Annotated in this window: 20 protein-coding genes, 2 tRNA genes, 3 rRNA genes and 2 pseudogenes; 11 read left to right on the plus strand and 16 right to left on the minus strand. The window is 40.0% G+C overall.

Annotated elements, in window-relative coordinates; all coding sequences use genetic code 11:
• Positions 1–73: 73 nt before the first annotated feature.
• The 6 genes from creB (at position 74) to NE363_RS17315 (ending at position 4845) form a co-directional block, all read left to right on the plus strand.
• Positions 74–811, plus strand: coding sequence for a two-component system response regulator CreB (gene creB / locus NE363_RS17290; RefSeq protein ID WP_445535529.1), 738 nt, complete (start codon positions 74–76; stop codon positions 809–811).
• Positions 804–1202: a hypothetical protein gene (locus NE363_RS17295; protein ID WP_445535530.1), complete on the plus strand. Its 399-nt coding sequence runs from the start codon at positions 804–806 to the stop codon at positions 1200–1202. The genes creB and NE363_RS17295 overlap by 8 nt, the downstream gene beginning before the upstream one ends.
• Before the next feature lie 48 nt (positions 1203–1250).
• Positions 1251–2678, plus strand: coding sequence for a two-component system sensor histidine kinase CreC (creC, locus tag NE363_RS17300; RefSeq protein WP_445536396.1), 1428 nt, complete (start codon positions 1251–1253; stop codon positions 2676–2678).
• A 75-nt stretch (positions 2679–2753) separates the two neighbouring features.
• Positions 2754–4154 carry a cell envelope integrity protein CreD gene (creD, locus tag NE363_RS17305; RefSeq protein WP_445535531.1) on the plus strand — a complete coding sequence of 467 codons (1401 nt, stop codon included), beginning with the start codon at positions 2754–2756 and terminating at the stop codon, positions 4152–4154.
• Positions 4155–4212: 58 nt separating this feature from the next.
• Positions 4213–4416, plus strand: a complete 204-nt coding sequence (locus NE363_RS17310; RefSeq protein ID WP_077165265.1) for a hypothetical protein — start codon at positions 4213–4215, stop codon at positions 4414–4416.
• A gap of 75 nt (positions 4417–4491) precedes the next feature.
• On the plus strand, positions 4492–4845 hold the full coding sequence (locus NE363_RS17315) for a RidA family protein (protein ID WP_077165266.1): 354 nt from the start codon (positions 4492–4494) through the stop codon (positions 4843–4845).
• A 146-nt stretch (positions 4846–4991) separates the two neighbouring features.
• Here the strand turns inward: NE363_RS17315 and NE363_RS17320 are convergent, their stop codons facing one another.
• The 4 genes from NE363_RS17320 to NE363_RS17335 all read right to left on the minus strand — a co-directional run bounded on the left by NE363_RS17320 (position 4992) and on the right by NE363_RS17335 (position 10213).
• Positions 4992–5492 (minus strand): DUF2726 domain-containing protein, encoded by a 501-nt coding sequence (locus tag NE363_RS17320; protein WP_445535532.1) that lies wholly within the window; start codon positions 5490–5492, stop codon positions 4992–4994.
• Between the two features lie 316 nt (positions 5493–5808).
• On the minus strand, positions 5809–8187 hold the full coding sequence (locus NE363_RS17325) for a YgiQ family radical SAM protein (RefSeq protein ID WP_004699317.1): 2379 nt from the start codon (positions 8185–8187) through the stop codon (positions 5809–5811).
• 215 nt (positions 8188–8402) lie between these two features.
• On the minus strand, positions 8403–9662 hold the full coding sequence (locus tag NE363_RS17330) for an esterase-like activity of phytase family protein (protein ID WP_445535533.1): 1260 nt from the start codon (positions 9660–9662) through the stop codon (positions 8403–8405).
• 146 nt (positions 9663–9808) lie between these two features.
• Positions 9809–10213: a helix-turn-helix domain-containing protein gene (locus NE363_RS17335; RefSeq protein WP_022575122.1), complete on the minus strand. Its 405-nt coding sequence runs from the start codon at positions 10211–10213 to the stop codon at positions 9809–9811.
• Positions 10214–10294: 81 nt separating this feature from the next.
• Here NE363_RS17335 and NE363_RS17340 point away from each other — a divergent pair, with 81 nt between their 5' ends.
• From NE363_RS17340 to NE363_RS17355, 4 genes and pseudogenes are all read left to right on the plus strand, one after another.
• Entirely contained in the window at positions 10295–10780 is a 486-nt protein-coding gene (locus tag NE363_RS17340; protein WP_445535534.1) for a DUF2938 domain-containing protein, read from the plus strand.
• Positions 10781–10798: 18 nt separating this feature from the next.
• The gene (locus NE363_RS17345; RefSeq protein WP_304591899.1) at positions 10799–11365 is read left to right on the plus strand and encodes a flavodoxin family protein; all 567 of its coding nucleotides are present in this window, start codon (positions 10799–10801) and stop codon (positions 11363–11365) included.
• Positions 11346–11581, plus strand: a pseudogene (locus NE363_RS17350) (DUF2798 domain-containing protein). The gene NE363_RS17345 and the pseudogene NE363_RS17350 overlap by 20 nt, the downstream one beginning before the upstream one ends.
• A 292-nt stretch (positions 11582–11873) precedes the next feature.
• Positions 11874–12482 carry a lytic transglycosylase domain-containing protein gene (locus NE363_RS17355; RefSeq protein WP_081400286.1) on the plus strand — a complete coding sequence of 203 codons (609 nt, stop codon included), beginning with the start codon at positions 11874–11876 and terminating at the stop codon, positions 12480–12482.
• 52 nt (positions 12483–12534) lie between these two features.
• Here NE363_RS17355 and cysK read toward each other — a convergent pair whose 3' ends face one another.
• The 8 genes and pseudogenes from cysK to NE363_RS17395 form a co-directional block, all read right to left on the minus strand.
• Positions 12535–13533, minus strand: coding sequence for a cysteine synthase A (gene cysK, locus NE363_RS17360; RefSeq protein WP_068932725.1), 999 nt, complete (start codon positions 13531–13533; stop codon positions 12535–12537).
• A 148-nt stretch (positions 13534–13681) separates the two neighbouring features.
• Entirely contained in the window at positions 13682–14224 is a 543-nt protein-coding gene (locus NE363_RS17365; protein ID WP_077169939.1) for a GNAT family N-acetyltransferase, read from the minus strand.
• Between the two features lie 189 nt (positions 14225–14413).
• A 5S ribosomal RNA gene (gene rrf / locus NE363_RS17370) occupies positions 14414–14528 on the minus strand.
• A 178-nt stretch (positions 14529–14706) separates the two neighbouring features.
• Positions 14707–17596 (minus strand): 23S ribosomal RNA (locus NE363_RS17375).
• Positions 17597–17948: 352 nt separating this feature from the next.
• Positions 17949–18024: transfer RNA gene (locus tag NE363_RS17380), tRNA-Ala, on the minus strand.
• Between the two features lie 55 nt (positions 18025–18079).
• Positions 18080–18156: transfer RNA gene (locus NE363_RS17385), tRNA-Ile, on the minus strand.
• 59 nt (positions 18157–18215) lie between these two features.
• Positions 18216–19753 (minus strand): 16S ribosomal RNA (locus NE363_RS17390).
• Together the 16S, 23S and 5S rRNA genes with 2 tRNA genes alongside form the textbook arrangement of a ribosomal RNA operon.
• A gap of 523 nt (positions 19754–20276) precedes the next feature.
• Positions 20277–20844, minus strand: a pseudogene (locus NE363_RS17395) (TetR/AcrR family transcriptional regulator).
• A gap of 87 nt (positions 20845–20931) precedes the next feature.
• Between NE363_RS17395 and NE363_RS17400 the strand changes: the two are divergent.
• Complete coding sequence (locus NE363_RS17400; RefSeq protein WP_019458008.1) at positions 20932–22146, plus strand: oxygenase MpaB family protein; 1215 nt, start codon at positions 20932–20934, stop codon at positions 22144–22146.
• A 67-nt stretch (positions 22147–22213) separates the two neighbouring features.
• Here the strand turns inward: NE363_RS17400 and NE363_RS17405 are convergent, their stop codons facing one another.
• The 4 genes from NE363_RS17405 to def form a co-directional block, all read right to left on the minus strand.
• Positions 22214–22420 (minus strand): NADH-quinone oxidoreductase subunit J, encoded by a 207-nt coding sequence (locus NE363_RS17405; protein WP_019458007.1) that lies wholly within the window; start codon positions 22418–22420, stop codon positions 22214–22216.
• Positions 22421–22473: 53 nt separating this feature from the next.
• Positions 22474–24588, minus strand: coding sequence for a TonB-dependent copper receptor (locus tag NE363_RS17410; protein WP_445535535.1), 2115 nt, complete (start codon positions 24586–24588; stop codon positions 22474–22476).
• Positions 24589–24661: 73 nt separating this feature from the next.
• Positions 24662–25087 (minus strand): DUF2946 family protein, encoded by a 426-nt coding sequence (locus NE363_RS17415; RefSeq protein WP_004705923.1) that lies wholly within the window; start codon positions 25085–25087, stop codon positions 24662–24664.
• 35 nt (positions 25088–25122) lie between these two features.
• Positions 25123–25653, minus strand: coding sequence for a peptide deformylase (gene def, locus NE363_RS17420; protein ID WP_004705924.1), 531 nt, complete (start codon positions 25651–25653; stop codon positions 25123–25125).
• Positions 25654–25724 lie beyond the last annotated feature (71 nt).

Raw genomic sequence — 25724 nt, forward strand, 5'->3', positions numbered from 1 at the left:
TATAATGGCTTTTCTCTACAGCATCTTCCGTTAAACTAACTCAATAAAATTAGAATATATTAATTAGTTAATCATGATGAGTCCAAAACAAATTCTATGTATTGAAGATGAAGCGGCTATTGTCCTTCCTCTACGTTATGCACTTGAACGTGAAGGCTGGAGAGTCAGTTGGGCAAATACGGGGACTCAAGCATTACAATATCTTTCAGAACAAGTTTTTGATTTTATTATTTTGGATGTAGGTTTACCTGATCTCAATGGTTTCGAAGTCTGCAAACAACTACGCCAAAAATCTCAAACACCTTTATTATTTCTTACTGCACGAGATGATGAAATTGACCGGGTTGTCGGTCTAGAAATTGGCGCAGATGATTATTGTGCAAAACCTTTTAGTGCGCGGGAAATTGTGGCTAGAATTAAAGCCATTTGGCGTAGAATGGAAGTGCCTATAGCAAGTAATTCAAATCAAAATCCAGTCTCTCAGGCGGAAATAATTACTCCCTCCTCGATATGGTCGTGCAATCCACAATCTCTGCAAATCCAATACCATGGAAAATTACTACAACTGACACGTTATGAATATCGATTGTTATTTTTACTAATTCAGCATCCTGAACAAGTCTTTAGCCGTCAACAATTAATGGATCATATTTGGGAACATCCTGAGCATAGCTTAGAACGCACAGTCGATACACATATCAAAAGTTTAAGGCAAAAACTAAAACAAATTACCCAAAATGATGATCCCATTCGGACTCATCGAGGATTTGGATATAGTTTAAAAAAGGAATTTGGGGTCAACAATGGATAAAGCTATAATACAAAATCCAGCAAATATATGGATTATTTGGCAACAAGGCAAAAAGAAAACTCTAATTTTCTTTTTAATCTTTTATAGTATTTTCCTCAGTTTTTGCCTTAAAGAATATTTAACACCTAAGGCTGATCGATTTTTTTTAGCTTCAAGCAATATAGGTGCTTTTGTCAATTATCCTAATTTTTATTTACATTGGGCAATCAGTTTAACTTTTGCTGTCATCTTTTTATTTTGCCCAGCACGGATTTTTAGCAGGTTCTATCCGTATTTCTATGGTATAGCTTTTAGTTATTTCATCATCTTTTTTTCATTTTTTATTGGTTCAATTTGTGGGATGACTATATTTTTATTACTCAGCACTCTGTCTATTCCTTTGAAAAAGTAGAACAGCTTAATGTCCATCTTCATCCGTATTTGGTTTTTCTTTAGCTTAGTGGTGGTACTGAGTCTGAGTTTTATTGCCTATACGTTGAATCAACAGGTCAAACCAAATGTCCGTCAAGTAGTTGAAGATACGCTTGCTGAAAATGCCAATATTATTGCCCAACTGATTGCCGAAGATGTAGCGCAAAAACAAGTTAGTACGCCCGAATTTGATCAAAAAATTCAAGCAGCATTATCTCGCCAACTGAATGCCACAATTTGGCAGCATAAAAAAGATGAAATTAATCAACAGCTTTATATAACAGATCAGCATGGCATAGTAATCTACGACTCAGAAGGACAAGCCGTTGAGCAAGATTATTCAAAATGGAATGATGTTTATTTAACCCTACAAGGTAAGTACGGTGCACGTTCTACTTCAACCACTCCTTATGACCGAAACAGCAGTGTGATGTATATTGCTGCGCCAATTCTCTACAAACACCAATTAATAGGTGTAGTCAGCATTGGTAAACCAAATCAATCTGTGCAGCCGTATATCGCACGTGCAGAACGTCAACTGATTCATCAAGCATTATGGATCGTTGCACTGAGTTTATTACTCGCAAGCATTGTGGCATATTGGTTAAGACACAGTATTGATAAAGTGCGTCGTTATGCTCAAGCACTAGCACCTGTCAATCAAGCTCCTTTTTTCTATTCTGCAAAAGAGCTCAACCAAGTAACACAGGCATTAAGTGAAATGCGCGAGCAACTTGAAGATCGTGCTTATGTCGAAAATTATGTCAACACTTTAACCCATGAGTTGAAAAGTCCACTCACGGCGATTCAAGCCAGTGCAGAACTATTACAAGATGATCTGCCCTTAGTAGATCAACAACAATTTGCTGTACATATTGTTGAGCAAAGTCACCGCTTACAATCTTTAATTGAACGTATGCTACTGCTCACACGTTTAGAGAAGAATCGGCATGTTTTAGAGTTTCAAAATATTGATTTATCAAAATTGATTCGAGATTGTTTGATACAACAACACAGTACTTTTCAAATTAAACAAATCCAAATAAAGCTGAATCTTCCTGAAGATTGCACAATTTATGCTGATTCATTTTGGCTTAAACAAGCCATCAATAATCTCTTAGATAATGCAAGAGACTTTTGTTCTGAGTATGGCCTTATCGCCATCCAACTTCGGAAAAATAGCATCACGAATGGTCTTGAAATTCTGTTATTCAATGAAGGTGAAGCCATTCCTGAATATGCTTTAAATCGTATCTACGAAACCTATTTTTCATTGCCACGCCCGCATAATCAGCAACGAAGTACAGGTATCGGTCTAAGTATTGTGCAGCAAATTATTCAACAGCACCAAGGTCACATCACGATTCAAAATATCCCTGAAAATTATCTGGATTTTTTAGAACAGCACAGATCAGGAGTATTGGTAAAAATTTTACTTCATCAAAACTTCACATAAGCTTCAACTATAACTCATTTAGAACGCATATCCATTCGAGATAATGGTCATATCAGAATGACAATGGAATCCACCATGCGTAGAAACTCTATTAATCTTAAAATAGGAGCGATCTTATTCTTAATTTTAATTTTTTATATTGGCCTCTTTTTTATTTCAAATTTGGTAGATGAACGCCAAAGCTATCAACAACAAGTAATTCAAGACATTGCAAAAGAACAAATTCGCCCACAACAAGTGGTCGCACCATATTTAAAACTACCTTATCAAGTTCAAACCATATGTACCGATGAGCAAAAGAAAACTTACGCATGTATACAAACATTATTTGTCACCATAGGTGCGGAAACCACTGACTGGAAAGCTCAATTTAAAGTTTCTGATAGCACCTACAAACGCAATATGTATAAAGCAATTAGCTATCAAAATCACATGTTAGGTAAAGGTGTATTTAAAGGCACAATGCTTGAATCACAACGCAACTATCTTTGGGATCAAGCTGAAATCATTTTTCCTATTCAAGATGCGCGCGGTCTAAATGCTAAACCAATATTTAATATTGATGGAAACAATTATAAATTTGACTTTTCTACTCAAAGCCAAGGTCAACATGGCTTTGATCTTCTTCATATCACAAGCAAGCAATATCCAGAACTAATCCCCAAATTACAACAAGGTTTTAGTTTTAGTCTGCAATTTGATTTAGAAGGTTTAAGCGAATTTTCCTTTGTTCCAACCAGTTACGAGATGACCTATCAAGCTAAAGGCAATTGGGGGGATGTTAAATATGATGGTCAAAGTTTGCCTTTTAAGAAACTGAATAAAAAACAATTTTTTGAAGCTGACTGGAAAAATATTGCTTTAGGTAAACGCAATCTAGATCGACTTTCGACTTGTGAAAACAGTCAATGCTTTTATCAAGCTTTAAATACTCAAAACAATCCGATAAGTGATGAAGCTGCTTATGCTGTTTCAAATGCAACTTCAAACAACATTTCAGGTATTTCTACGCAATTTTTAGAACCTGTAAATATTTATACTCAAACGGATCGTGCTATCAAATATGGCATCATGGTGATCATTATTACCTTTGGTTGCTTCTTCTTATTTGAGGTTTTGAAAAATCTTAAAATTCATCCTGTTCAGTACGCTCTGGTAGCTATGGCACAAGGTGTATTCTTTGTTTTGCTTCTATCTATAAGTGAATATTATGCTTTTGGCCTAGCCTACCTCGTTGCAGCAGTTGCCTGTATTGGTTTGATTACCTGGTATTTATACTTCGTTGTTCAGGGTTTTAAAGCTGCTCTGCTATTTGGTGTTTTGCTAAGCATCCTTTATGGAATGATGTATTTACTACTACAATCCAGCGGCAAGACCTTCCTTTTTGGCTCTATTCTTTCGTTCATACTAATTGCATGTGTCATGTACATCACACGCCATGTTAATTGGTATCAATCCGAACAACAGCGCATCTAAATCTATCGGGCGAGATCAAATCCTCGCTCAATTTTTATAGTAAAATGAGGATTGTACTATGCACCAACAGACCAAATCAGCTTTAAGCCAACTCAAAAAATTGTGTCCAAACCAAAGTTCAATTGCAACTTGCTTGAATCAGCTTCGACAAACCCAAATCCAATTTTTAAATCTAGGTAATATTATTATTTGCCCACAATATCACTCTATTCTTATTTTTAAACAGCGTAAATTAATGGAAATAGAATCTTTTTCTGCCTAATTTAACCAAATTTATACTGCGTTAGAATTGTATCAAGTACAATCATTTCTATTGTTTCTAAATAAGGTAAAGGTTATGTCTGTAAAACGTTTACACGTGACTTCACGCTACTGCGAAGTTGCGATTTCAGGTAATTTAGTCCATTTAGCAGGCCAACTCGCTGATGACACCAGTGTAGACATTACGGCACAGACTCAACAAACTTTAGACAATATTGATCGCTTACTCGCTGAAGCTGGTACAGACAAAAGTCATATTCTTTCAGTCATGATTTTTCTAAAAGATATTGAAACAGACTATGCAGCCATGAATGCTGTATGGGATGCATGGATTAGCAAAGAAAATCCACCTGCTCGTACTTGTGTGGAGTCTAAACTTTACGCACCTGACGTACTAGTAGAAATGACTGTCGTTGCGGTACTTCCATAGTTCTTATTGGTTTTAATCAATAAAAAAATGAGCAATATTTACAGTAATATTGCTCATTTTTTATAGTTCAAAAAATTCTAATATAAGTATTTTATTCAAATCGTCTTTAATAAATCCTAAAATCAAAATTTTATAATGTCTACTTATTAAGACTTCACAAAAGCATTTGAGATTCGCTCTAACTGCGGTGTGGCATGTAAAGTTGCCATCTCTGATTCAGGGGTCAATAAATCTCTTCTTAAATCATTATAATCAGGCACACTGCTGTAGCGCAGTACACGGTAACCCGCAAGTTGTAATAAACGGCGTTCATACTGCTGATGTGCACGACGTAAACCATTTTCTTCAAGCATAACCACCAAAAAAACTTGGTAATTTTGATCAAGTACTACAAAGTCAGCCGTCATATTTTGATATTTTCGACGGGTGTGAGCATATTTAGTTGTTAATAATGCATCAAATGAGACATGAGCTAATACAGTAAATTTAGGAAATACTGTTTGTAAACGAGTAAGAGTCATTTGCTCATGACTACTTAATACAGCACGGCGCTTTAAAGCACTGTCTTGTTGGTGTTTTCTTGAGAGGCTTTTCGCCGCCATAATGACAGTCAAAAAGAGTAGTAAGATCGTAATTAAATAGTACATGGGTCTAATCCTTTAAGTTTTTTTTAATGATTTTGCTAGATCACGCTTTGTTTTAATTGATAACGACACAGCCGTTTTTTAAAAGGTTCACTTAGTAATTTCACTTGTAGTTATCAAGCTTGGCTTAAATTTAGCCACCCTCAACATTATTTATAATCATAGAGTCAACAACAATCAAGTGCAGCTCGTCAGATTTTGGATATTTATCATTATTCGTTACGTTTTTTGTACTTTAAATCTGCAAAAAATCTCACTATACGATTTAAATAACCTCATGAAAAACAAAAAAGGCTCTATTTAAGAGCCTTTTTTATCATTATCCACGTGCTTTTGACTTTGGTTTACTTTTCCCACCAAATGGTCTCTTCTCACCTGTTTCACGAGGAGGCAAACCCGTATGTTGCGTTAGTACCTGACCTTTTTGTGGACGCTTCTGATTTGAATGATTACTTGTTTGCTGGTTATTTCGTTTAACCGAATCCCCTGCCGTAGACGAGTTTTTCTTACGGGCAGATTTATATTCCCCTTCAGTCCCTTTTGGCTGATAAGTCGGAATTAAATGCTGCTTCGAATTACCAATTAAATCGGCACGGCCCATTTCTTTTAAGGCTTCACGAAGTAATGGCCAGTTATTTGGATCATGGTAACGTAAGAATGCTTTATGCAAACGACGGCGTTTTTCACCTTTTACAATATCAACTTTTTCAGTATAGCGAGCGACTTTAGCAAGCGGGTTTTTGCCCGAATAATACATGGTTGTTGCAGTTGCCATTGGTGATGGATAGAAAGTTTGTACCTGATCGGCACGGAAACCATTCTTTTTCAACCAAATTGCAAGATGCATCATGTCATAATCTGAAGTACCCGGATGCGCAGCAATAAAGTAAGGAATTAGATATTGCTCTTTTCCTGCTTCTTTACTGAAACGATCAAACATTTGTTTGAAACGATCATACGTACCAATACCCGGTTTCATCATCTTAGATAACGGGCCTTGTTCAGTATGTTCAGGCGCAATTTTTAAATAACCACCAACGTGGTGTTGTACCAGTTCTTTGACATATTCAGGGTTGAGTACAGCAAGGTCATAACGTAAACCTGAACCAATCAGAATCTTCTTCACGCCCTTAATCGCACGTGCTTTACGATAAAGCTGTACTAAAGGTGCATGATCGGTATGTAAGTTTTGACAAACACCCGGATAAACACAAGAAGGTTTACGACAGTTTTTCTCAATTTCTGGGTCTTTACAGTGCAAACGGTACATGTTTGCCGTTGGGCCACCTAAGTCAGAAATAATACCTGTGAAGTTTGGTGCGGTATCACGGATTTTTTCAATCTCACGTAAAATTGAATCTTCCGAACGGTTTTGAATAATACGACCTTCATGTTCCGTAATTGAACAGAATGTACAACCACCAAAACAGCCACGCATAATGTTGACTGAGAATTTGATCATATCAAATGCAGGGAAACGCGCATCACCATAAGTAGGATGCGGCAAACGTGCATAAGGTAAATCAAATACATAGTCCATTTCCTCAGTAGTTAGAGGAATTGGAGGTGGGTTAATCCACACATCACGCTCACCATGGCGTTGCACCAACGCACGAGCATTACCCGGATTAGTTTCAAGGTGCAAAATACGGTTTGCATGTGCATAAAGCACTTGATCATTTGCCACTTCTTCAAAAGAAGGCAAACGGATTACTGCCAACTCTCGTGGTGGTAATTTGTGTTTAATTGCTTTTGACGGTGCTGGCTTTAATTGAACGATTTGAGTATCGTCATCGAGTTTGTCACCTTCACGCACAATCGGGTTTGCAACAATCTCTTTTTGGAAATTTTGATACTGAGCTAAAGAGTTACCCTTTTCTTTTTCAACCTCACAGCCATCAATATCTTCTGTCATGACATATGGGTTAATAATTGGGTCAACACGCCCAACCGTATCTACATCATTACTCGCAACTTCAACAAACTTTGCTTTTGATGCTTTGTTATGTTTATTAATAATAAATGCCGTACCACGAACATCTGTAATCTCGTGGATTTTTTCACCTTTAGCCAAACGATGCATCACATCAATAATGGCACGCTCACCATTACCATACATGAGCAAATCAGCTTTTGAGTCCATCAAAATCGAACGACGGACTTTATCTGACCAATAATCGTAGTGTGCAATACGGCGTAAACTACCTTCAATACCACCTAATAACACTGGTACATCAGGGAATGCTTCACGACAACGTTGGCAATATACTGTTGCTGCGCGGTCAGGACGTTTATTTGGTTCATTGTTTGGAGAATATGCATCATCCGAACGGATTTTACGATCTGCCGTATAACGGTTAATCATCGAATCCATATTACCTGCGGTTACACCCCAAGCAATTGTTGGCTTACCTAAAACTCGGAAGCTTTCAACATTGGTCCAGTCTGGCTGCGCAATAATTCCGACACGGAAACCTTGTGCTTCAAGTACACGCCCAATCACACCCGATACAAATGATGGGTGGTCAATATAAGCATCACCACAGACTAAAATAAAGTCACACGCATCCCAGCCGAGTTGGTCCATTTCTTCTCGTGACATCGGCAAAAAAGGTGCGGGTTCAAAACACGACGCCCAATATTTGTCGTAATCAAACAGCGCTTTTGGCGCAGTTTGCATGGTATAAGCGGTAGACATGGCTTGCGAATCTCGGCTAGCAGATGAAGGAGAGACATCTAAAGATGAAAGCCGATCATTTTAACATGAATTCCATTCATTTTCCTTGTTTATAAAACATACGAAAACAATAATATAGAAATTAATTTGATTAAAGTTTATCCAATATTTTATTCTCGGAATAAATACGGCGGAATTAAATCCGCCGTAGTCTTAACACAATTTATTTATAGGTATTAGAACAAAGCTTTTGGCAAACGGATCTGAATAATTTCGTTATCGTCAGCCAGTTTTGCGTTACGTCCTGTCGAACCAGGGAAATTATTGTCATTTAGTACCGTGAGCGTTGTGCCATTTTCAATAATCACATCTTCAATAGTTTCAAACGGGAAAGCAAAAACCTGTCCCGTCCCAATATCTCCTGCTCTAGCTGTGCCATACAACATATTTGGGTTAGCAATTTTAATTAAATCGACTAAATCTTCACGGCTTACCAGCTGACCTGACTCATTCAATTTAATACGGATTAATTTTTTATATCCGCCTAAATTATTCTGAGTTGCATCACGCTCAATAATAATGCCTTCTTTATCATTAAAGAGTTGGAAATCTCCAATGTTGGTTGCCTTACTATCTAGCTGGAACCAATAATATTTTCCTGTATAGGCTTTTTTCTTAATATCGAATTGAGAAATCAGTAATTGTCTTTCCGTTTCCCGAATTGATTTAATTGGCTTTTCTATAAGCGGGTAAAGATACTGTCCATCTGGTGAAATTGCCATTCCTTCAAAACCACCACTTTGCTGAACCAAAGGCTCTACAAAATTAATTTGTACTTTATTAAACTGATTTTGTGGTGAACGTAATTCTTGAGTCGGATTTAACGGATTTGGTAAAGGAATTGGGGCATCTAATAACACACCATCCGCTGAAAAATGAAGTAAATAAGGGCCAAACTCATCCCCAATCCAGTAAGTACCATCGCTAGTCCGTTGCATTGACTCTGGGTCAAAATCAGCACCCGTTAATAAACGCTCAGGCGTGTTACCATTCACGATATTAAAAGGAATTAACTTGTTTGGATCACGCAATTGAATAAAGCTTTGTACAGTAACTTGCCCTGTACCTTTGGCTTTAGTTTTAAAATCAGGTTTTAATTTATAAATACGAAGCAAAAAGTCAGAAGAATTATCTTGGGTACCAAAACCATTATCGGCCATTGCCATATAGCTACCATCTTCATTTTTTAATGCAGCCGAAAAACCTTGTACAGGCTGGCCTTTAAATGGCGGATAAATTCCATTTGCACCTTTTACATATGCACCAGAGTCTGGGCCAGCAGCATAGGTTTCTACAGGCAATTTGGCAAAAGAAATTAAAGTTGGTTCGGTAACGTTTTCTGCAGGTGAAGTTTGTTCTTGATCGTTATCATCATTACATGCCGTCAATCCTAAACTGGCACAGCATAATAATGCGACTAAAGTTTTTTTGCTCATGATTTTATACATTTGGTAAAAAATTAAGCAAATTTAATCAAGCTTATATGAAGTTTTTGCTTCAAAAAGATGAAATCTTTATGGCGAAAATATGACAAGCCCACTGCTCAATACAAACATAAATTAAATGTCTTCACTATAACGAATTAAAGTTTTGTTGGCTGATATTCTCCAGCAATTGCTGCTTTCAAAAAGTTCTGAAAGGTTGGGCATTCCATATGATTTTCGGCTGGACAGACAGCTGCATGTTGTAATCCTTGACTAATAAAATGTAATCGCTTTGCCATTTGCTCTAGTTGTTCAGCTTTATCTTTTAGTTTTTGCCGGTCAAGATCAGGCCGACCATCTTGTCCAAACATAGTAGCGATCTCATTTAAAGAAAATCCCGCAGCACGTCCTAAAGCAATAAGTGCCAGTTGATCAAGTACCTGCTTACCATACTGCCGACGTAAACCTTGCCGCCCAATCGACTTAATTAACCCCTTCTCTTCATAAAAACGTAGCGTAGCTGTTGTGACTTTTGCCTTCTTAGAAACTTCACCAATATCCATAACACCCTCTTGACTTCAAGTGAACTTGAACTTGCACAATAAATTTATCACGTTTCATACGTATAAAAGCAAGGTGTAAAAATGAATACCTCCACATTATTCTTTCAAGCTTTATGTCTTGGTGTTGGTGCAACAGTTATTATGGATATATGGCTGTTAATACTAAAAATATTTAAGATCCCGACTTTAAATTTTTCCTTTCTCGGACGCTGGGTAGGTTGGATATTTCAAGGAAAACTCATCCATCAATCTATCGCTCAAAGCCCTCAAATTCAGGGTGAATATTTATTGGGCTGGATTACTCATTATAGTGTTGGGGTTATCTTTGCATTGAGCTTTCTTGTCATTGTCGGCTCAGATTGGCTCATTCATCCTCAGTTTTACTCAGCACTAATATTTGGTGTGGTCACCGTTGTTATTCCTTTTTTTATTATGCAACCGGCCATGGGTAGTGGTTTTGCTTCGTCAAAAACCCCGCACCCTTTTCTGAACTGTCTAAAAAGTTTACTGAATCATAGCTTTTTTGGCTGTGGTTTATATCTCACCGCAAAGCTATTTCAAATTTAAATAAAAAGGAAATTATCCATGAAAACTGTTGCCATTATTTACTATAGTCGCCAAGGACATACCCAATTTATCGCTCAGCAAATTCAAACTGGTATTTTAAGCCATCAAGATATTGAAGTAGATTTACTCAATGCCGAAGATCTTATCGAGAACCCAGAGACTCTTATCAAATATGATGGCTTAATTTGGGGATCTCCTACTTATTTAGGTGGCGTATCTTCCAAATTAAAACAACTCATGGATGCAACAGGGCCATTATGGAAAAAGCAGAATTTTAAAGGAAAATTAGCAGCTGGATTTACCGTTTCTTCTCTTCCCGCGGGTGATAAACAATCGACACTAATTTCACTTTTTACCTTTTGTATGCAACACGGCATGCTCTGGGTCGGCAACCCGATTATGCCTGAACAACATCAAGGTATTCCTTATGCTCAAGCAGCCAACCGTCTCGGTTCATGGTCAGGCCTAATGGCTCAGGCTGAACACGGCAGTAATGCCGATAGGTTTGATGAAGGAGATATTAAAACTGCTCAACAATTTGGAGAAAATTTTGCATTAACCTTGAATGCTTATCAAGGAATATAAACCCATGAAAGCACAGAAACTTTTATTCCTCTTAATTTTATCGGGAATGATGTCTTTTATCGTTTCAGGTATTTCAACTTTTAAATTAGTGGGACTAAATCATCATTTCCTTTCATTGTGGTATCGGCTTGGATTATTGCATGGATATTAGCTTTTCCAAGTGTATTGATTTGTGCTCCTATCGCCCAGAAACTAGTAGACATCGTATTTAAGTAAGTTGATCTGTAAGTTAAAACGTACAAAAATTGCGGTGATTTGCGGATATTCAGCTTTAGTATTATTTCATAATATATGAATCATAGAGAGACAGGATGTCTCATTGAAGAAGAATAAGAACGCAGGAAGCGGTAGTTGACAGGAGTTAGCTACATAAAGCTGAATACGAAGGAGCCTCGACAGGATGTCGGGGTTTTTTCATTTCAATTATACAAAATTCTTACTTTTTAGATGTGTTGAGCAACAGAACTAACATTGATCCGATAAGTACGGCTAAATACGATTATTTCATTTGAAACTTCATTATTGGTTTTGTATTTTGCTTACCTCATCTTTAACCCAAAATCGTTTTGAACCATCACAATTACACATCCTTAGTCTCAAATTTTTCATAATTTTCTTGATGATCATAATGACAGGATGTACAAGCTTAGGCCCTAATAGTGGCTCATTTACTTGGCGTTCAAATAAGCTATCATCTGGTTTACAAAAAGCTTATTCCGTTCCACCGAGTACAGCGAATCGATTGTCTCCTTTGATTATTCAAAGTGCTGACAAATATAATGTTCCTCCCCTTTTACTCGCGGCAGTTATCAGACAAGAGTCGAACTATAATAGTAATGCCCGCTCTCCGACTGGGGCTGTTGGTTTAACTCAAATTATTCCAAGCTATTGGCAACAAACTTGTGCTGGTAATTTGTATGATGAATCTACAAATATCCAATGTGGTGCTTATATTTTAAATCATTACTATCAAACCGCAGATAGCTGGTTTAAAGCCACGGCCTATTATAATGTTGGACCTACAGGATATGAGCGAAGCTTCTGGACCCGTCACAAAGCGAAAAAATATGCTCGATCTATTAAGCACCATCAAAAAAATTTAAAAAGTGCTTTATAAATAAGCTTAAACAAAAGCCCATCAATCGATGGGCTTTTTTATGCGGTTAATTTTATTCGTCAAATAAACCTTCAAATAACACAGAAGACAGATAACGTTCCCCACTATCTGGCAGAATAACAACGATGGTTTTACCAGCATTTTCAGGACGCTCTGCAATTTTTGCAGCGGCTGCTAATGCAGCTCCACTTGAAATACCCACTAAAATACCTTCTTGAGTTGCACAGTTTCTCGCCCATTGAATTGCTTCTTCGCTAGTCACGGGTAAGACTTCATCTACAAGGTTCAAATCAAGATTCTTTGGAATAAAGTTCGCACCAATTCCCTGGATTTTATGCGGTGCAGGTGTAATGTTTTCACCATTTTTGGTTTGAGTAATAATTGGAGACTCAGCAGGTTCAACTGCTACTGAATACAAAGGTTTATTTTGAACCTGTTCAAAATAACGAGAAATACCTGTAATCGTGCCGCCAGTACCGACGCCCGCAACTAAAATATCGACTTGCCCACCTGTAGCTTGCCAAATTTCAGGACCAGTTGTGTCTACATGAATTTGTGGATTTGCTGGGTTTTCAAATTGTTGTGGCAAGAAATAAAGATCTGGCTGTTCAGTTGCTAATCGTACAGCCTCATCAACTGCACCTTTCATTCCTTTTGCGGGTTCAGTTAATACCAAATTAGCACCTAAAGCTTTTAATACTTTTCTACGCTCAAGGCTCATACTGGCAGGCATAGTTAGAGTAATTGGATAACCTTTTGCCGCAGCTACAAATGCCAATGCAATACCAGTATTACCACTAGTTGGCTCAACAATATGCATACCTTCTTTTAATACACCACGCTTTTCCGCATCTGCAATAAGTGCCGCTCCGATGCGGCATTTCACAGAAAATGCAGGGTTACGGCTTTCCACTTTTGCTAATACGGTTGCACCTGTTTTAATCAATCGGTTAATACGTACTAAAGGTGTATTACCAATGGCTTCGGCATTATTTGAATATACCGCGATACCTAAATTGTTGGGAGTTGGAAATTGCTGATCGGTAGACATGTTATATCCTTATTAGATTTGGAATGATTCTGAATCATTATAGGCTTGTCTAATAAACAGGAAAGTAGAAAAAGTTAAGTAATATGAAAAAATGACAGCTACATCTATTTTAGACAGAATAAAAAATGAATTTATTAGATCATTAGAACTACCAAACTTCACCCTCTCGCCATTCTGCGCAAATACTATCGTCCTCTGAACTGTGTGAGAGTAGATCTTTCATATGGATACTCAAAGGATATAGCATAATTTCATAGTCATCGGTTAGATAAGTAGATGTATCTTGTTTGATGTACAAATCACCCCACCAAGTAGTCCAACCTAATTTTTTATAAAACGCTTCATCTTCTGGTTGTAATGCAGCAAGTTCATATTCCAAATCAGTTAATGCTTCAACTAAATATTTTAGTAATTGTGATGCAAGTCCCTTACCTCTCATCGTGTAATCAGTGGTCACATACTCTACATAAGCTGTTTTTACATCGGAACTACCATTTATGGTAAAAGCTCTATCCGTCCATAAGGCATGTGAGACAATTTGATTGTCCAATATACCAACGACATGAATCGCTTTTTGCATGAAAGCATATTGGCTCCATGGATCTTCATCAAAAGCAGAAAAACATAACTCAGCAATCTGATGACGTTGATTTTTATCTAGATCTTGGGCTGCGATAATTTTGAACTGCATAGATGAAAACTCAAGTTTAAGTATTTATAGATTAAGCAAATATTGGAATATTCTGAAATGTTTTTTTTATTAAAAGCTAATTTAATTGAATTACGACACTATATCTCTGAAACAGGACAACCGTAGAAATTTCTTCCGCGCATAAAGCAACACCCCGGTTTCTTTCGAGACCGGGGTGTTTGAATAATGAGCTGGCGATGACTTACTCTCACATGGGTAACCCCACACTACCATCAGCGCTAAGAGGTTTCACTTCTGAGTTCGGGAAGGGATCAGGTGGTTCACTCTTGCTATGGTCGCCAGCACAACTGTTTATGGATACTTGCTTTGGTCTTATTATTTGCCGAAGCGTTTTCCAAATCTTTACAGATTGGGCTGATTGAATCTGACTTGTTCATTTTATCTAGTGGAATAACTAAATCAAGTTTCTTTGTAGATTTATGAATCGATTGATGCTTTATATACAACTGCTTGGGTGTTGTATAGTCAAGCCTCACGAGCAATTAGTATTGGTCAGCTTCACATATCACTATGCTTCCACATCCAACCTATCAACGTCCTAGTCTCGAACGGCTCTTTAGAGGAATAAATTCCTAGGGAAATCTTATCTTGAGGTAGGCTTCCCGCTTAGATGCTTTCAGCGGTTATCCCTTCCGAACATAGCTACCCGGCGATGCGACTGGCGTCACAACCGGTACACCAGAGGTTCGTCCACTCTGGTCCTCTCGTACTAGGAGCAGATCCTCTCAAATTTCCAGCGCCCACGGTAGATAGGGACCGAACTGTCTCACGACGTTCTAAACCCAGCTCGCGTACCTCTTTAAATGGCGAACAGCCATACCCTTGGGACCTGCTTCAGCCCCAGGATGAGATGAGCCGACATCGAGGTGCCAAACACCGCCGTCGATATGAACTCTTGGGCGGTATCAGCCTGTTATCCCCAGAGTACCTTTTATCCGTTGAGCGATGGCCCTTCCATACAGAACCACCGGATCACTAAGACCTACTTTCGTACCTGCTCGACTTGTGGGTCTCGCAGTTAAGCGCGCTTTTGCCTTTATACTCTACGCGTGATTTCCGACCACGCTGAGCGCACCTTCGTACTCCTCCGTTACTCTTTAGGAGGAGACCGCCCCAGTCAAACTACCCACCAGACACGGTCCTCGTCCCGGATAACGGGACAGAGTTAGAACCTCAACATTACCAGGGTGGTATTTCAAGGACGGCTCCATTGGAACTAGCGTTCCAACTTCAAAGCCTCCCACCTATCCTACACAAGTAAGGTCAAAGTTCAGTGTCAAGCTGCAGTAAAGGTTCACGGGGTCTTTCCGTCTAGCCGCGGGTACACTGCATCTTCACAGCGATTTCGATTTCACTGAGCCTCTGCTGGAGACAGCGCCGCCATCATTATGCCATTCGTGCAGGTCGGAACTTACCCGACAAGGAATTTCGCTACCTTAGGACCGTTATAGTTACGGCCGCCGTTTACTGGGGCTTCGATCAAGAGCTTCGCTTACGCTAACCCCATCAATTAACCTTCCAGCACCGGGCAGGCATCACACCCTATACGTCCACTTTCGTGTTTGCAGAGTGCTATGTTTTTAATAAACAGTTGCAGCGGCCTGGTTTCTGCGGCTGTCATCAGCTCAGGAAGCAAGTTCCATCACCAACAACAGCGTACCTTCTCCCGAAGTTACGGTACCATTTTGCCTAGTTCCTTCAGCAGAGTTCTCTCAAGCGCCTTGGTCTACTCGACCTGACCACCTGTGTCGGTTTCGGGTACGATTCCTGTGTAACTGAAGCTTAGAGACTTTTCCTGGAAGCATGGTATCAGCCACTTTACTGTACAAGTACAGCTTGCTATCGGATCTCAGTATAGAGTACCCCGGATTTGCCTAAGATACATACCTACATCCTTCCACCTGGACAACCAACGCCAGGCTGACTTAACCTTCTCCGTCCTCTCATCGCATTACACAGAAGTATTGGAATATTAACCAATTTCCCATCGACTACGCCTTTCGGCCTCGCCTTAGGGGTCGACTCACCCAGCCCCGATTAACGTTGGACTGGAACCCTTGGTCTTTCGGCGAACGGGTTTTTCACCCGTTTTGTCGTTACTCACGTCAGCATTCGCACTTCTGATACCTCCAGCATACTTCTCAATACACCTTCATCGGCTTACAGAACGCTCCCCTACCACTTGACTAATGTCAAATCCGCAGCTTCGGCACATAGTTTTAGCCCCGTTACATCTTCCGCGCAGGCCGACTCGACTAGTGAGCTATTACGCTTTCTTTAAAGGGTGGCTGCTTCTAAGCCAACCTCCTAGCTGTCTATGCCTTCCCACATCGTTTCCCACTTAACTATGATTTTGGGGCCTTAGCTGGCGGTCTGGATTGTTTTCCTCTTGACTACGGACGTTAGCACCCGCAGTCTGTCTCCCGGATAGTACTCATAGGTATTCGGAGTTTGCATCGGTTTGGTAAGTCGGGATGACCCCCTAGCCGAAACAGTGCTCTACCCCCTATGGTATTCGTCCGAGGCGCTACCTAAATAGCTTTCGGGGAGAACCAGCTATCACCAGGCTTGATTAGCCTTTCACCCCTATCCACAAGTCATCCCCTGGCTTTTCAACGACAGTGGGTTCGGTCCTCCAGTTAGTGTTACCCAACCTTCAACCTGCTCATGGATAGATCGCCTGGTTTCGGGTCTATACCCAGCAACTAAACGCCCTATTAAGACTCGATTTCTCTACGGCTCCCCTATACGGTTAACCTCGCTACTGAATATAAGTCGCTGACCCATTATACAAAGGTACGCAGTCACCGAACAAGTCGGCTCCCACTGCTTGTATGCATGCGGTTTCAGGATCTATTTCACTCCCCTCACAGGGGTTCTTTTCGCCTTTCCCTCACGGTACTGGTTCACTATCGGTCAGTCAGGAGTATTTAGCCTTGGAGGATGGTCCCCCCATATTCAGACAAGGTTTCACGTGCCTCGCCCTACTCGTCATCATTATGTGTGCCCTTTCGTGTACGGGAATATCACCCTCTACGTTCGCACTTCCCAGAGCGTTCCACTAAAACACACATAACTTAATGGGCTGATCCCCGTTCGCTCGCCGCTACTGAGGGAATCTCAATTGATTTCTTTTCCTAAGGGTACTGAGATGTTTCACTTCCCCTCGTTCGCCTTGCAACACTATGTATTCATGTTGCAATACCTACCTTAAAGTAGGTGGGTTCCCCCATTCAGAAATCTCCGGATCACAGGATATTTGCCGCCTCCCCGGAGCTTTTCGCAGGCTATCACGTCTTTCATCGCCTCTGACTGCCAAGGCATCCACCACATGCACTTAATTACTTGACTATACAACCCCAAACAGTCGTCAACACCTACAAGTGAGTGTTGTCCGTGCGATTCTTCATCGCCACTATCTGTTGTCTGTGTACTTAAACACTGTACAGCTTCAATCTAAATTCATATACCAAAACGCTTGATTCAGTTAATTTGCTAGTTCTCAATTCATTCAGATTAATTGCTTAATCTAAACTCTTGAGTGAACAATTTATTTCAGACTCAATTTTGCCAATCTGTTAATGAATAAACACGCCTTCGTCAGGTCATGCTTAATACCGTGATACTTAAATCACAGAAGTTAATAAACCAAGACCGAAATCTCTATTTACTAATTTCTGTAATCCGAACTTATCTTAAGTTCTGGTGGAGACTAGGAGAGTCGAACTCCTGACCTCCTGCGTGCAAAGCAGGCGCTCTACCAACTAAGCTAAGTCCCCAGCTTACATCATCAGTTATGTATCTTTTATCTATAACTTCAACCAGTCAAAGTCATGGTGGGTCTGACAAGACTTGAACTTGTGACCCCACGCTTATCAAGCGTGTGCTCTAACCAACTGAGCTACAGACCCTCAGATACATCTATGAAGAACAACTTGTTGTGGATTCTTACCAATCGTCAATCTTTCGTTAAGGAGGTGATCCAGCCGCAGGTTCCCCTACGGCTACCTTGTTACGACTTCACCCCAGTCATCGGCCACACCGTGGTAACCGCCCTCTTTGCAGTTAGGCTAGCTACTTCTGGTGCAACAAACTCCCATGGTGTGACGGGCGGTGTGTACAAGGCCCGGGAACGTATTCACCGCGGCATTCTGATCCGCGATTACTAGCGATTCCGACTTCATGGAGTCGAGTTGCAGACTCCAATCCGGACTACGATCGGCTTTTTGAGATTAGCATCACATCGCTGTGTAGCAACCCTTTGTACCGACCATTGTAGCACGTGTGTAGCCCTGGCCGTAAGGGCCATGATGACTTGACGTCGTCCCCGCCTTCCTCCAGTTTGTCACTGGCAGTATCCTTAAAGTTCCCGACATTACTCGCTGGCAAATAAGGAAAAGGGTTGCGCTCGTTGCGGGACTTAACCCAACATCTCACGACACGAGCTGACGACAGCCATGCAGCACCTGTATGTAAGTTCCCGAAGGCACCAATCCATCTCTGGAAAGTTCTTACTATGTCAAGGCCAGGTAAGGTTCTTCGCGTTGCATCGAATTAAACCACATGCTCCACCGCTTGTGCGGGCTCCCGTCAATTCATTTGAGTTTTAGTCTTGCGACCGTACTCCCCAGGCGGTCTACTTATCGCGTTAGCTGCGCCACTAAAGCCTCAAAGGCCCCAACGGCTAGTAGACATCGTTTACGGCATGGACTACCAGGGTATCTAATCCTGTTTGCTCCCCATGCTTTCGCACCTCAGCGTCAGTGTTAGGCCAGATGGCTGCCTTCGCCATCGGTATTCCTCCAGATCTCTACGCATTTCACCGCTACACCTGGAATTCTACCATCCTCTCCCACACTCTAGCTAACCAGTATCGAATGCAATTCCCAAGTTAAGCTCGGGGATTTCACATTTGACTTAATTAGCCGCCTACGCGCGCTTTACGCCCAGTAAATCCGATTAACGCTTGCACCCTCTGTATTACCGCGGCTGCTGGCACAGAGTTAGCCGGTGCTTATTCTGCGAGTAACGTCCACTATCTCTAGGTATTAACCAAAGTAGCCTCCTCCTCGCTTAAAGTGCTTTACAACCATAAGGCCTTCTTCACACACGCGGCATGGCTGGATCAGGGTTCCCCCCATTGTCCAATATTCCCCACTGCTGCCTCCCGTAGGAGTCTGGGCCGTGTCTCAGTCCCAGTGTGGCGGATCATCCTCTCAGACCCGCTACAGATCGTCGCCTTGGTAGGCCTTTACCCCACCAACTAGCTAATCCGACTTAGGCTCATCTATTAGCGCAAGGTCCGAAGATCCCCTGCTTTCTCCCGTAGGACGTATGCGGTATTAGCATCCCTTTCGAGATGTTGTCCCCCACTAATAGGCAGATTCCTAAGCATTACTCACCCGTCCGCCGCTAAGATCAGTAGCAAGCTACCTCTCTCCGCTCGACTTGCATGTGTTAAGCCTGCCGCCAGCGTTCAATCTGAGCCATGATCAAACTCTTCAGTTAAAATCATTTTGTACCTTATTTAAAGACAAGGTACCAATTCTGGCTCATCAATTACTGACTTAAATTTCGCTCAAATAAACTTCGAGTAATTTAAACCAATCAATCAATGAAAATTATTTCGATTAATCAATCAGTAAAAATCCACACAAGTTGTTCTTCAATTCTCTTAATGATCTTCTTCCTGGTTCGTCACCAGCAAGCTAGGTCGGCTATATTACTCTTAATCTCTTAAAAGTCAACAGGTAATTTCGATATTTTTTAAAACTTATTTTCTAAACCACCTTGTCATCAAATTCATCACTTAAAGCAACCAACTTAATCACAAGTAACTGTTTTTCAACAAGTTTCTATCTGCATCACCGCCGATGGATGTGCATTATAGAGCATTAAGATCCCTTTGCAAGCGAAAATTAAAAACTTATGACTTAAGCGTTCACTTTTAAATCAAGCATTTGGTTAAGTTATTGTTTTATATTAATAATTATTTTAAATATTTATTTTTGACCCAAATAAGCCAGTATCATCATGGATAATTCTTGCTTAAGTTGTTGTTCTGATATGAGAAAATTATTCTGACTCACGTAACGCATCATCGTAAAAAGCGTACTATTAATAATTACAAAGGATTTATGTTTCACTTGTTCGAAGTCCCACTGATGAGGATTTCTACTAAATGTATATAGCCCCACTTCAAAAAAATGCTTCTCTAAAATCTGAGCAGCTTGCGAATGACTATAGTCATGCCAATGTTTCAGTACTTCTATAAAAAATCCGTGATCGGCTTTTAATGCATTAAATCCTAGCTCTATCGCCAAGGGAATAAGCAGATCTAAAGGAATATTTCCTTGATGCATAACTAATTCTTTGAGTTGTTCTCCTAATAGTTCGCTTTTACGGCGTAATAGTTCTTCTATGATTTGATCTTTATTCTCAAAGTATTGGTAAATCGAGCCTACACTCACTCCAGATTTCTCTGCAATTTTAGGAGTCGTTGTATGAAGCAATCCATATTGGGCAATACAGTGCTGTGTTGCCTCTAAGATATGGTCAACAATAACTTTTGAACGCTGTTGCTGTGGGACTTTTCTCATCATTTTTTATTCGTTAAATGCGAATTGAATGCGAATAATTATTCATATTAGCCTATTTATCATTCAGATCAATAAGTAAGTAATGATATGCAAATGATTAGCCCGACTCGACTTGCTTCTTTTAATGATATGCAAGACAGTAATTTCTTTACTCAGTTTTTAAACATCTGTTGTGAAAAACCTGTACAACCGAACTATACAGAATATGTATCTTTACAACGTGCTCTTTGTGAAGGGGACGTTGAAATGGATAAGGTGATTGATTGGGTTATGCAAAATCCCAAAGATCATCGCATGATTTTTGAAAAGATATTATTTCAAGGCCGTAATGACCTATTCGAGCCTATACCTACTGAGTTAGAAAATTTCTTTAATTACATTGAACAAAAGCCTGAATGGTTAGATCAGCGCCAAATTGATGCGGCTGTTAAATTTACTCATCGTTTAGGAATAAATAATGGTTTTATTCTTAGAGATTTATCATTAATGGCGGGATATTTATATCCTGGATTTAATCAACCATTAATTTTAACAGGCGCACTAAAGAAACAGGCAGGTACTCGTTTAGCAGAAACTACAAAATGGTGGGTTGATATTACTGAACCTCAAGGACTTGATCGTTTAAGCTCAGGTTTTACTTCAACGATTTATGTTCGTTTTATTCATGCTCTTGTTCGCCGACAATTAAAGAAGTCTGATCGTTGGAATAGTGACGTTTGGGGAATTCCTCTTAATCAGTTTGATTTAGCAATGACTAATTTGGCTTTTAGCAGTGTAGTTTTACTTGCTATGAGAGCATTAGGTATCTGGCCAACCAAACAAGAAGCCAAGAGTTTTTTACATTTTTGGCGTTATGTCGGATGGTTAATGGGTATTGATGAAAAATGGCTTATTCAATCTGAAACTGAAGGCTGGCGATTACTTTATTGGATGCAGTTTGCTCATCCTCACTCCGATCACAGCAGTGTTGAGTTAGGATCAAGCTTGTCAAAAGAACCTTTTGAGAGAAAATATCTGCATCTGCGCTCTTTGCAGCAGAAGCTTGCTTATCGACAACATTTAGAACTTACCCAATTTTTTATTGGTAAGAAACGGATGAAATTACTTGGATTGCCTCAACAGTCTGCTCCATGGTTTGCTTATTATCTGATTTTGCGTAATTCAGTACTTTTTAACGGCGCAAAAATTTCACCCAAAGTTGAAATTTTTTTAACTCAATCAGGTCGTAATTTACAAAAACTTGGCCTACGTCTTTATGAAAATCAAGGTAAGGTAAAAACCTTAGCGAGTATGCATCAATAGTTTTAAAACCTAAAAATAAAAAATGGAAGCCCGTTATCCGGACTTCCATTTTTAAATATTAAGGAGTCTATTGAGCTGATGAACTGTGCATTTCAGCGTGATTCATTTGCTCATGTGACTCCATCATCTGCTTGTTATTTTGACTTGGCATATAGTCTGGTTCATTGTTAATTGCCCAATAAAAAATAAGCATAAATAGTAAGGCTAAGATAGAGGCTACAATAAGTAACTTCCATCCCCACCAAGATTGTTCTGGCGATAGTTTATTTGTCATTTCATTTCTCTCTTTAAATTAATTCTTTCAGTTTATTTAATTCATTAAGCTGATTAAAACTTCATGCTCATACGAACCCAATAATTTCTTCCGATATTATTGAACTGCTCTTCGCTCGCAAATCCAAAGCCTGCACTACCCGCTTTATTTAAGTGTTCTGTGTAGGTCTTATCTAATACGTTATCGATGCCGACAGAGACATCAATATCTTTACGAAGGTTATAACTTCCGTTCAAAGAAAGTGTTGAGAAACCTTTACTTGGTTTTAGATCATATCCCACGATATTACCTTGATGTAGACTCACACGGTTTTGCTCAGCAACCGCTCGCCACAACAGACCCAAGTTATACTTGTCAGCTACATAGCGAATATTTAGGCGACCTTCTAAAGGTGAAATTTGAGGTAGCGGCTTGTCATCTGTAGTGTTTTTACCCCATGCATACATCGCACTCAAATCTGCTTGAATATGGTCAGTAAATTGGTATCCAATACCCGCCTCTGCACCAGCAATAGTCGCGTCAACATTTTTGGCACCCGCAGTAATATCATTGCTCATATCATGCCCACCCATTCCCATACTTGGGTGATGGTGGTAACTCATTAAGATGTAGTCATCTACTAAACCTGCATAAGCTGAAGCCCATGTATTTAAAGCTCCATGTTGTTGCTGGAAGCCTAGATCCAACTGCAATGTTTTCTCAGGGTTGACACCGTTAAAGGTATTGGTTGAGCCAGCGTTACCATGTTTAGGGGAGAAAAGCTCCCAATAATCAGGCATACGCTCTACATAACCTAAACCGATATAGCTTTTTAGGTCATGCTCAGGATGTTGATTTTCCCAACGGACGAATGCACTCGGTAACGTCTTTTCAAGCTTTGTATTAAAGCCTTGTGCTTTAGAGTCGGCACGTTCATCTTCAACTGTGACTCGATCTAAACGCACACCTGTAACTAGTTTATTGAGATCGTTCCATTGATAGCCAAGTTCACCAAAAGCACCGTATGATTGAAAACGCATATCTTGACGATATGGAACATTCATAGAAGGCATATTCGGCGATGACATGCTACCGCCATGCTTATTAAACTGAGAATCGACACCTGTAATCAGGCTCCACTTATTCCATTCAGAGGTCATGGCTAAGCGTGAGTTTAGTGTACGGCGTGTCACTTCCATTGCCATCGCGTTTGGCATAAGCATGGTCATACCACCATGATTCATTTCAACTAATGGCGGAGTACGTAAGCTAAAGTTATCCATAATATGGTCGTTATAGCTGTAGTTCACCTGCCCTTCAATTTTCTTAATGACATCAGTGATATTTTTCTTTTCGAACCGCAGACCTAAGCTTTCTCGAGCAAATTGAGATCCGTCCATTGAACGTCCAGCATAAAGCGATTCACCATCCGATTTCCCACCTGTGAGTTCAATCCACGTGTTTTCATCTGGAGTAAAGCCAAGTGCTACATCAGCATTCCACTTTTTCCATGCTGAAGGTACGGTATTTCCATCACCGTCTTGATAACTATTAGACTCTGAACGGTTGGCATTTAAACGAATATATTTTTTTTCATCGCCAATTGCCGCTTCAACATTATGGTCAATACGTCCATATGAACCTAGCAGGACACTCACTTGTCCACGATAAGGTTTTTCAGAGGTGAGCTTTTCAGGCTGACGTTCAAAAAGCACAGTAGCTGCCGAACCTGTATTGGCATATTGAACAGTTTGCGGACCTTTAATGACAGAAATACGGTCATAACTTTCTGGAGAGATATAAGAAGTTGGAGCATCCATACGGTTTGGACATGCACCCAGATTTTCCGTTCCATCTGTCAAAATTTTGATGCGTGAACCAAACATGCCTCGGAATGTCACATCACCATTTGTTCCACCACTTTGTATTGAGTTAAAACCCATAATACTTTGTAGATAGTCTGCCCCATCTGTGGCAGGTACTGGCTGAATTGGCTGTTTCGGGTCTGCATGTACAATCAGACCATTTGCATCGTTTCCTTGCTGTGCTGTAACAACAATAGGTGCCAATGAATGAAGCGATTTTGAATCGGCATCATTTTTTTCTGAATCGGCAAAAGCGAAACCCGAATGAGAGACAGCAAGCATCGCAACCCATAAAGGCTGTAATAAGAATTTAGAATGTGGCATTTTTTATACGCTCTAAAACATAAATAAAGTGATATCGAAGTCAATAAAGACCCCAACAAAAAACTGCTTTTATTTATGCAAATAGAGGCGGTGCACGCCCTTGCGGGAGTAAGAAGAGTCGCTGTAGTGCAAAATAAACATGTCGAAATGCTTGTTGATAGGCGACTAAGCGAACTTGTATACGAACGAGTACCTCTTTTACGCCAAATTCGGGAGGTAAAACCAGATTGGCGTAGACGGTACAATATTGACACTGGTGATTTGCATCATGGTGGTCATGATGTTCAGGTAATTGTGCCTGCTCGATATGACGCTCATGATGCATATGCATGGTATGTGACATGGTTTCCATCTGTGCCTTGGGTTTAAGCAAAGCGCGGGTAATAGTTTCACAGACCGGAGCAATTTGATATTGCTTCGGTAATAGCGGCTGTAGAAATACCGCAATCTGTAAAAACACTGCTGCACATGCGAGCAACAGACCACTACGAAAAACCAAAAATCACATCCACACTATAATGTTTGAAAAAACTTTTAACGTTTCACCGCAACTTTTTCACGCTCGCGTTGACGAACAATCTTTTCGACTTTTTCGCGTGCGCGCTGACGTTTAAGTGGCGACAAATAGTCCACAAACAATTTGCCTTTTAAGTGATCCATTTCATGTTGGATACAAACAGCGAGAAGTCCGTCAGCTTCTATCTCAAATGCTTGACCTTCAAGGTTAATTGCCTCGATTTTCACACGTGACGGGCGATCAACTTTGTCGTATATTTGTGGCACTGATAGACAGCCTTCTTCGTACGGCTGCGTCTCTTCAGTCAGTGGAGTTATTTTGGGGTTAATGAAAACCAAAGGTTCATCTTTAGATTCAGACAAATCTATGACGATAAGCTGAATATGACGATCGACCTGAGAAGCTGCTAAACCAATACCTGGTGCCGCATACATGGTTTCAAGCATATCTGCTGCAAGTTGACGAATTTCATCAGTAACTTCTTCAACAGGCTTAGCAATGGTACGAAGACGGGGATCAGGAAAACTTAAAATAGGTAATAAGGCCATACTGACGTCCTCACTTATGCCATTGATTAAAAAACCAAATGAAGGAAATACTTCATCGAAAAATTGTGTGT

The sequence above is a fragment of the Acinetobacter sp. G18 genome (assembly GCF_052660225.1).

What these genes read in the sequence shown, in the direction of transcription:
- creB (WP_445535529.1), top strand. Translation starts at nt 74, where the DNA reads ATGATGAGTCCAAAACAAATTCTATGTATTGAAGATGAAGCGGCTATT.
- NE363_RS17295 (WP_445535530.1), top strand. Translation starts at nt 804, where the DNA reads ATGGATAAAGCTATAATACAAAATCCAGCAAATATATGGATTATTTGG.
- creD (WP_445535531.1), top strand. Translation starts at nt 2,754, where the DNA reads ATGCGTAGAAACTCTATTAATCTTAAAATAGGAGCGATCTTATTCTTA.
- NE363_RS17310 (WP_077165265.1), top strand. Translation starts at nt 4,213, where the DNA reads ATGCACCAACAGACCAAATCAGCTTTAAGCCAACTCAAAAAATTGTGT.
- NE363_RS17315 (WP_077165266.1), top strand. Translation starts at nt 4,492, where the DNA reads ATGTCTGTAAAACGTTTACACGTGACTTCACGCTACTGCGAAGTTGCG.
- NE363_RS17320 (WP_445535532.1), bottom strand. Translation starts at nt 5,492, where the DNA reads ATGTACTATTTAATTACGATCTTACTACTCTTTTTGACTGTCATTATG.
- NE363_RS17325 (WP_004699317.1), bottom strand. Translation starts at nt 8,187, where the DNA reads ATGTCTACCGCTTATACCATGCAAACTGCGCCAAAAGCGCTGTTTGAT.
- NE363_RS17330 (WP_445535533.1), bottom strand. Translation starts at nt 9,662, where the DNA reads ATGAGCAAAAAAACTTTAGTCGCATTATTATGCTGTGCCAGTTTAGGA.
- NE363_RS17335 (WP_022575122.1), bottom strand. Translation starts at nt 10,213, where the DNA reads ATGGATATTGGTGAAGTTTCTAAGAAGGCAAAAGTCACAACAGCTACG.
- NE363_RS17340 (WP_445535534.1), top strand. Translation starts at nt 10,295, where the DNA reads ATGAATACCTCCACATTATTCTTTCAAGCTTTATGTCTTGGTGTTGGT.
- NE363_RS17345 (WP_304591899.1), top strand. Translation starts at nt 10,799, where the DNA reads ATGAAAACTGTTGCCATTATTTACTATAGTCGCCAAGGACATACCCAA.
- cysK (WP_068932725.1), bottom strand. Translation starts at nt 13,533, where the DNA reads ATGTCTACCGATCAGCAATTTCCAACTCCCAACAATTTAGGTATCGCG.
- NE363_RS17365 (WP_077169939.1), bottom strand. Translation starts at nt 14,224, where the DNA reads ATGCAGTTCAAAATTATCGCAGCCCAAGATCTAGATAAAAATCAACGT.
- NE363_RS17400 (WP_019458008.1), top strand. Translation starts at nt 20,932, where the DNA reads ATGCAAATGATTAGCCCGACTCGACTTGCTTCTTTTAATGATATGCAA.
- NE363_RS17405 (WP_019458007.1), bottom strand. Translation starts at nt 22,420, where the DNA reads ATGACAAATAAACTATCGCCAGAACAATCTTGGTGGGGATGGAAGTTA.
- NE363_RS17410 (WP_445535535.1), bottom strand. Translation starts at nt 24,588, where the DNA reads ATGCCACATTCTAAATTCTTATTACAGCCTTTATGGGTTGCGATGCTT.
- def (WP_004705924.1), bottom strand. Translation starts at nt 25,653, where the DNA reads ATGGCCTTATTACCTATTTTAAGTTTTCCTGATCCCCGTCTTCGTACC.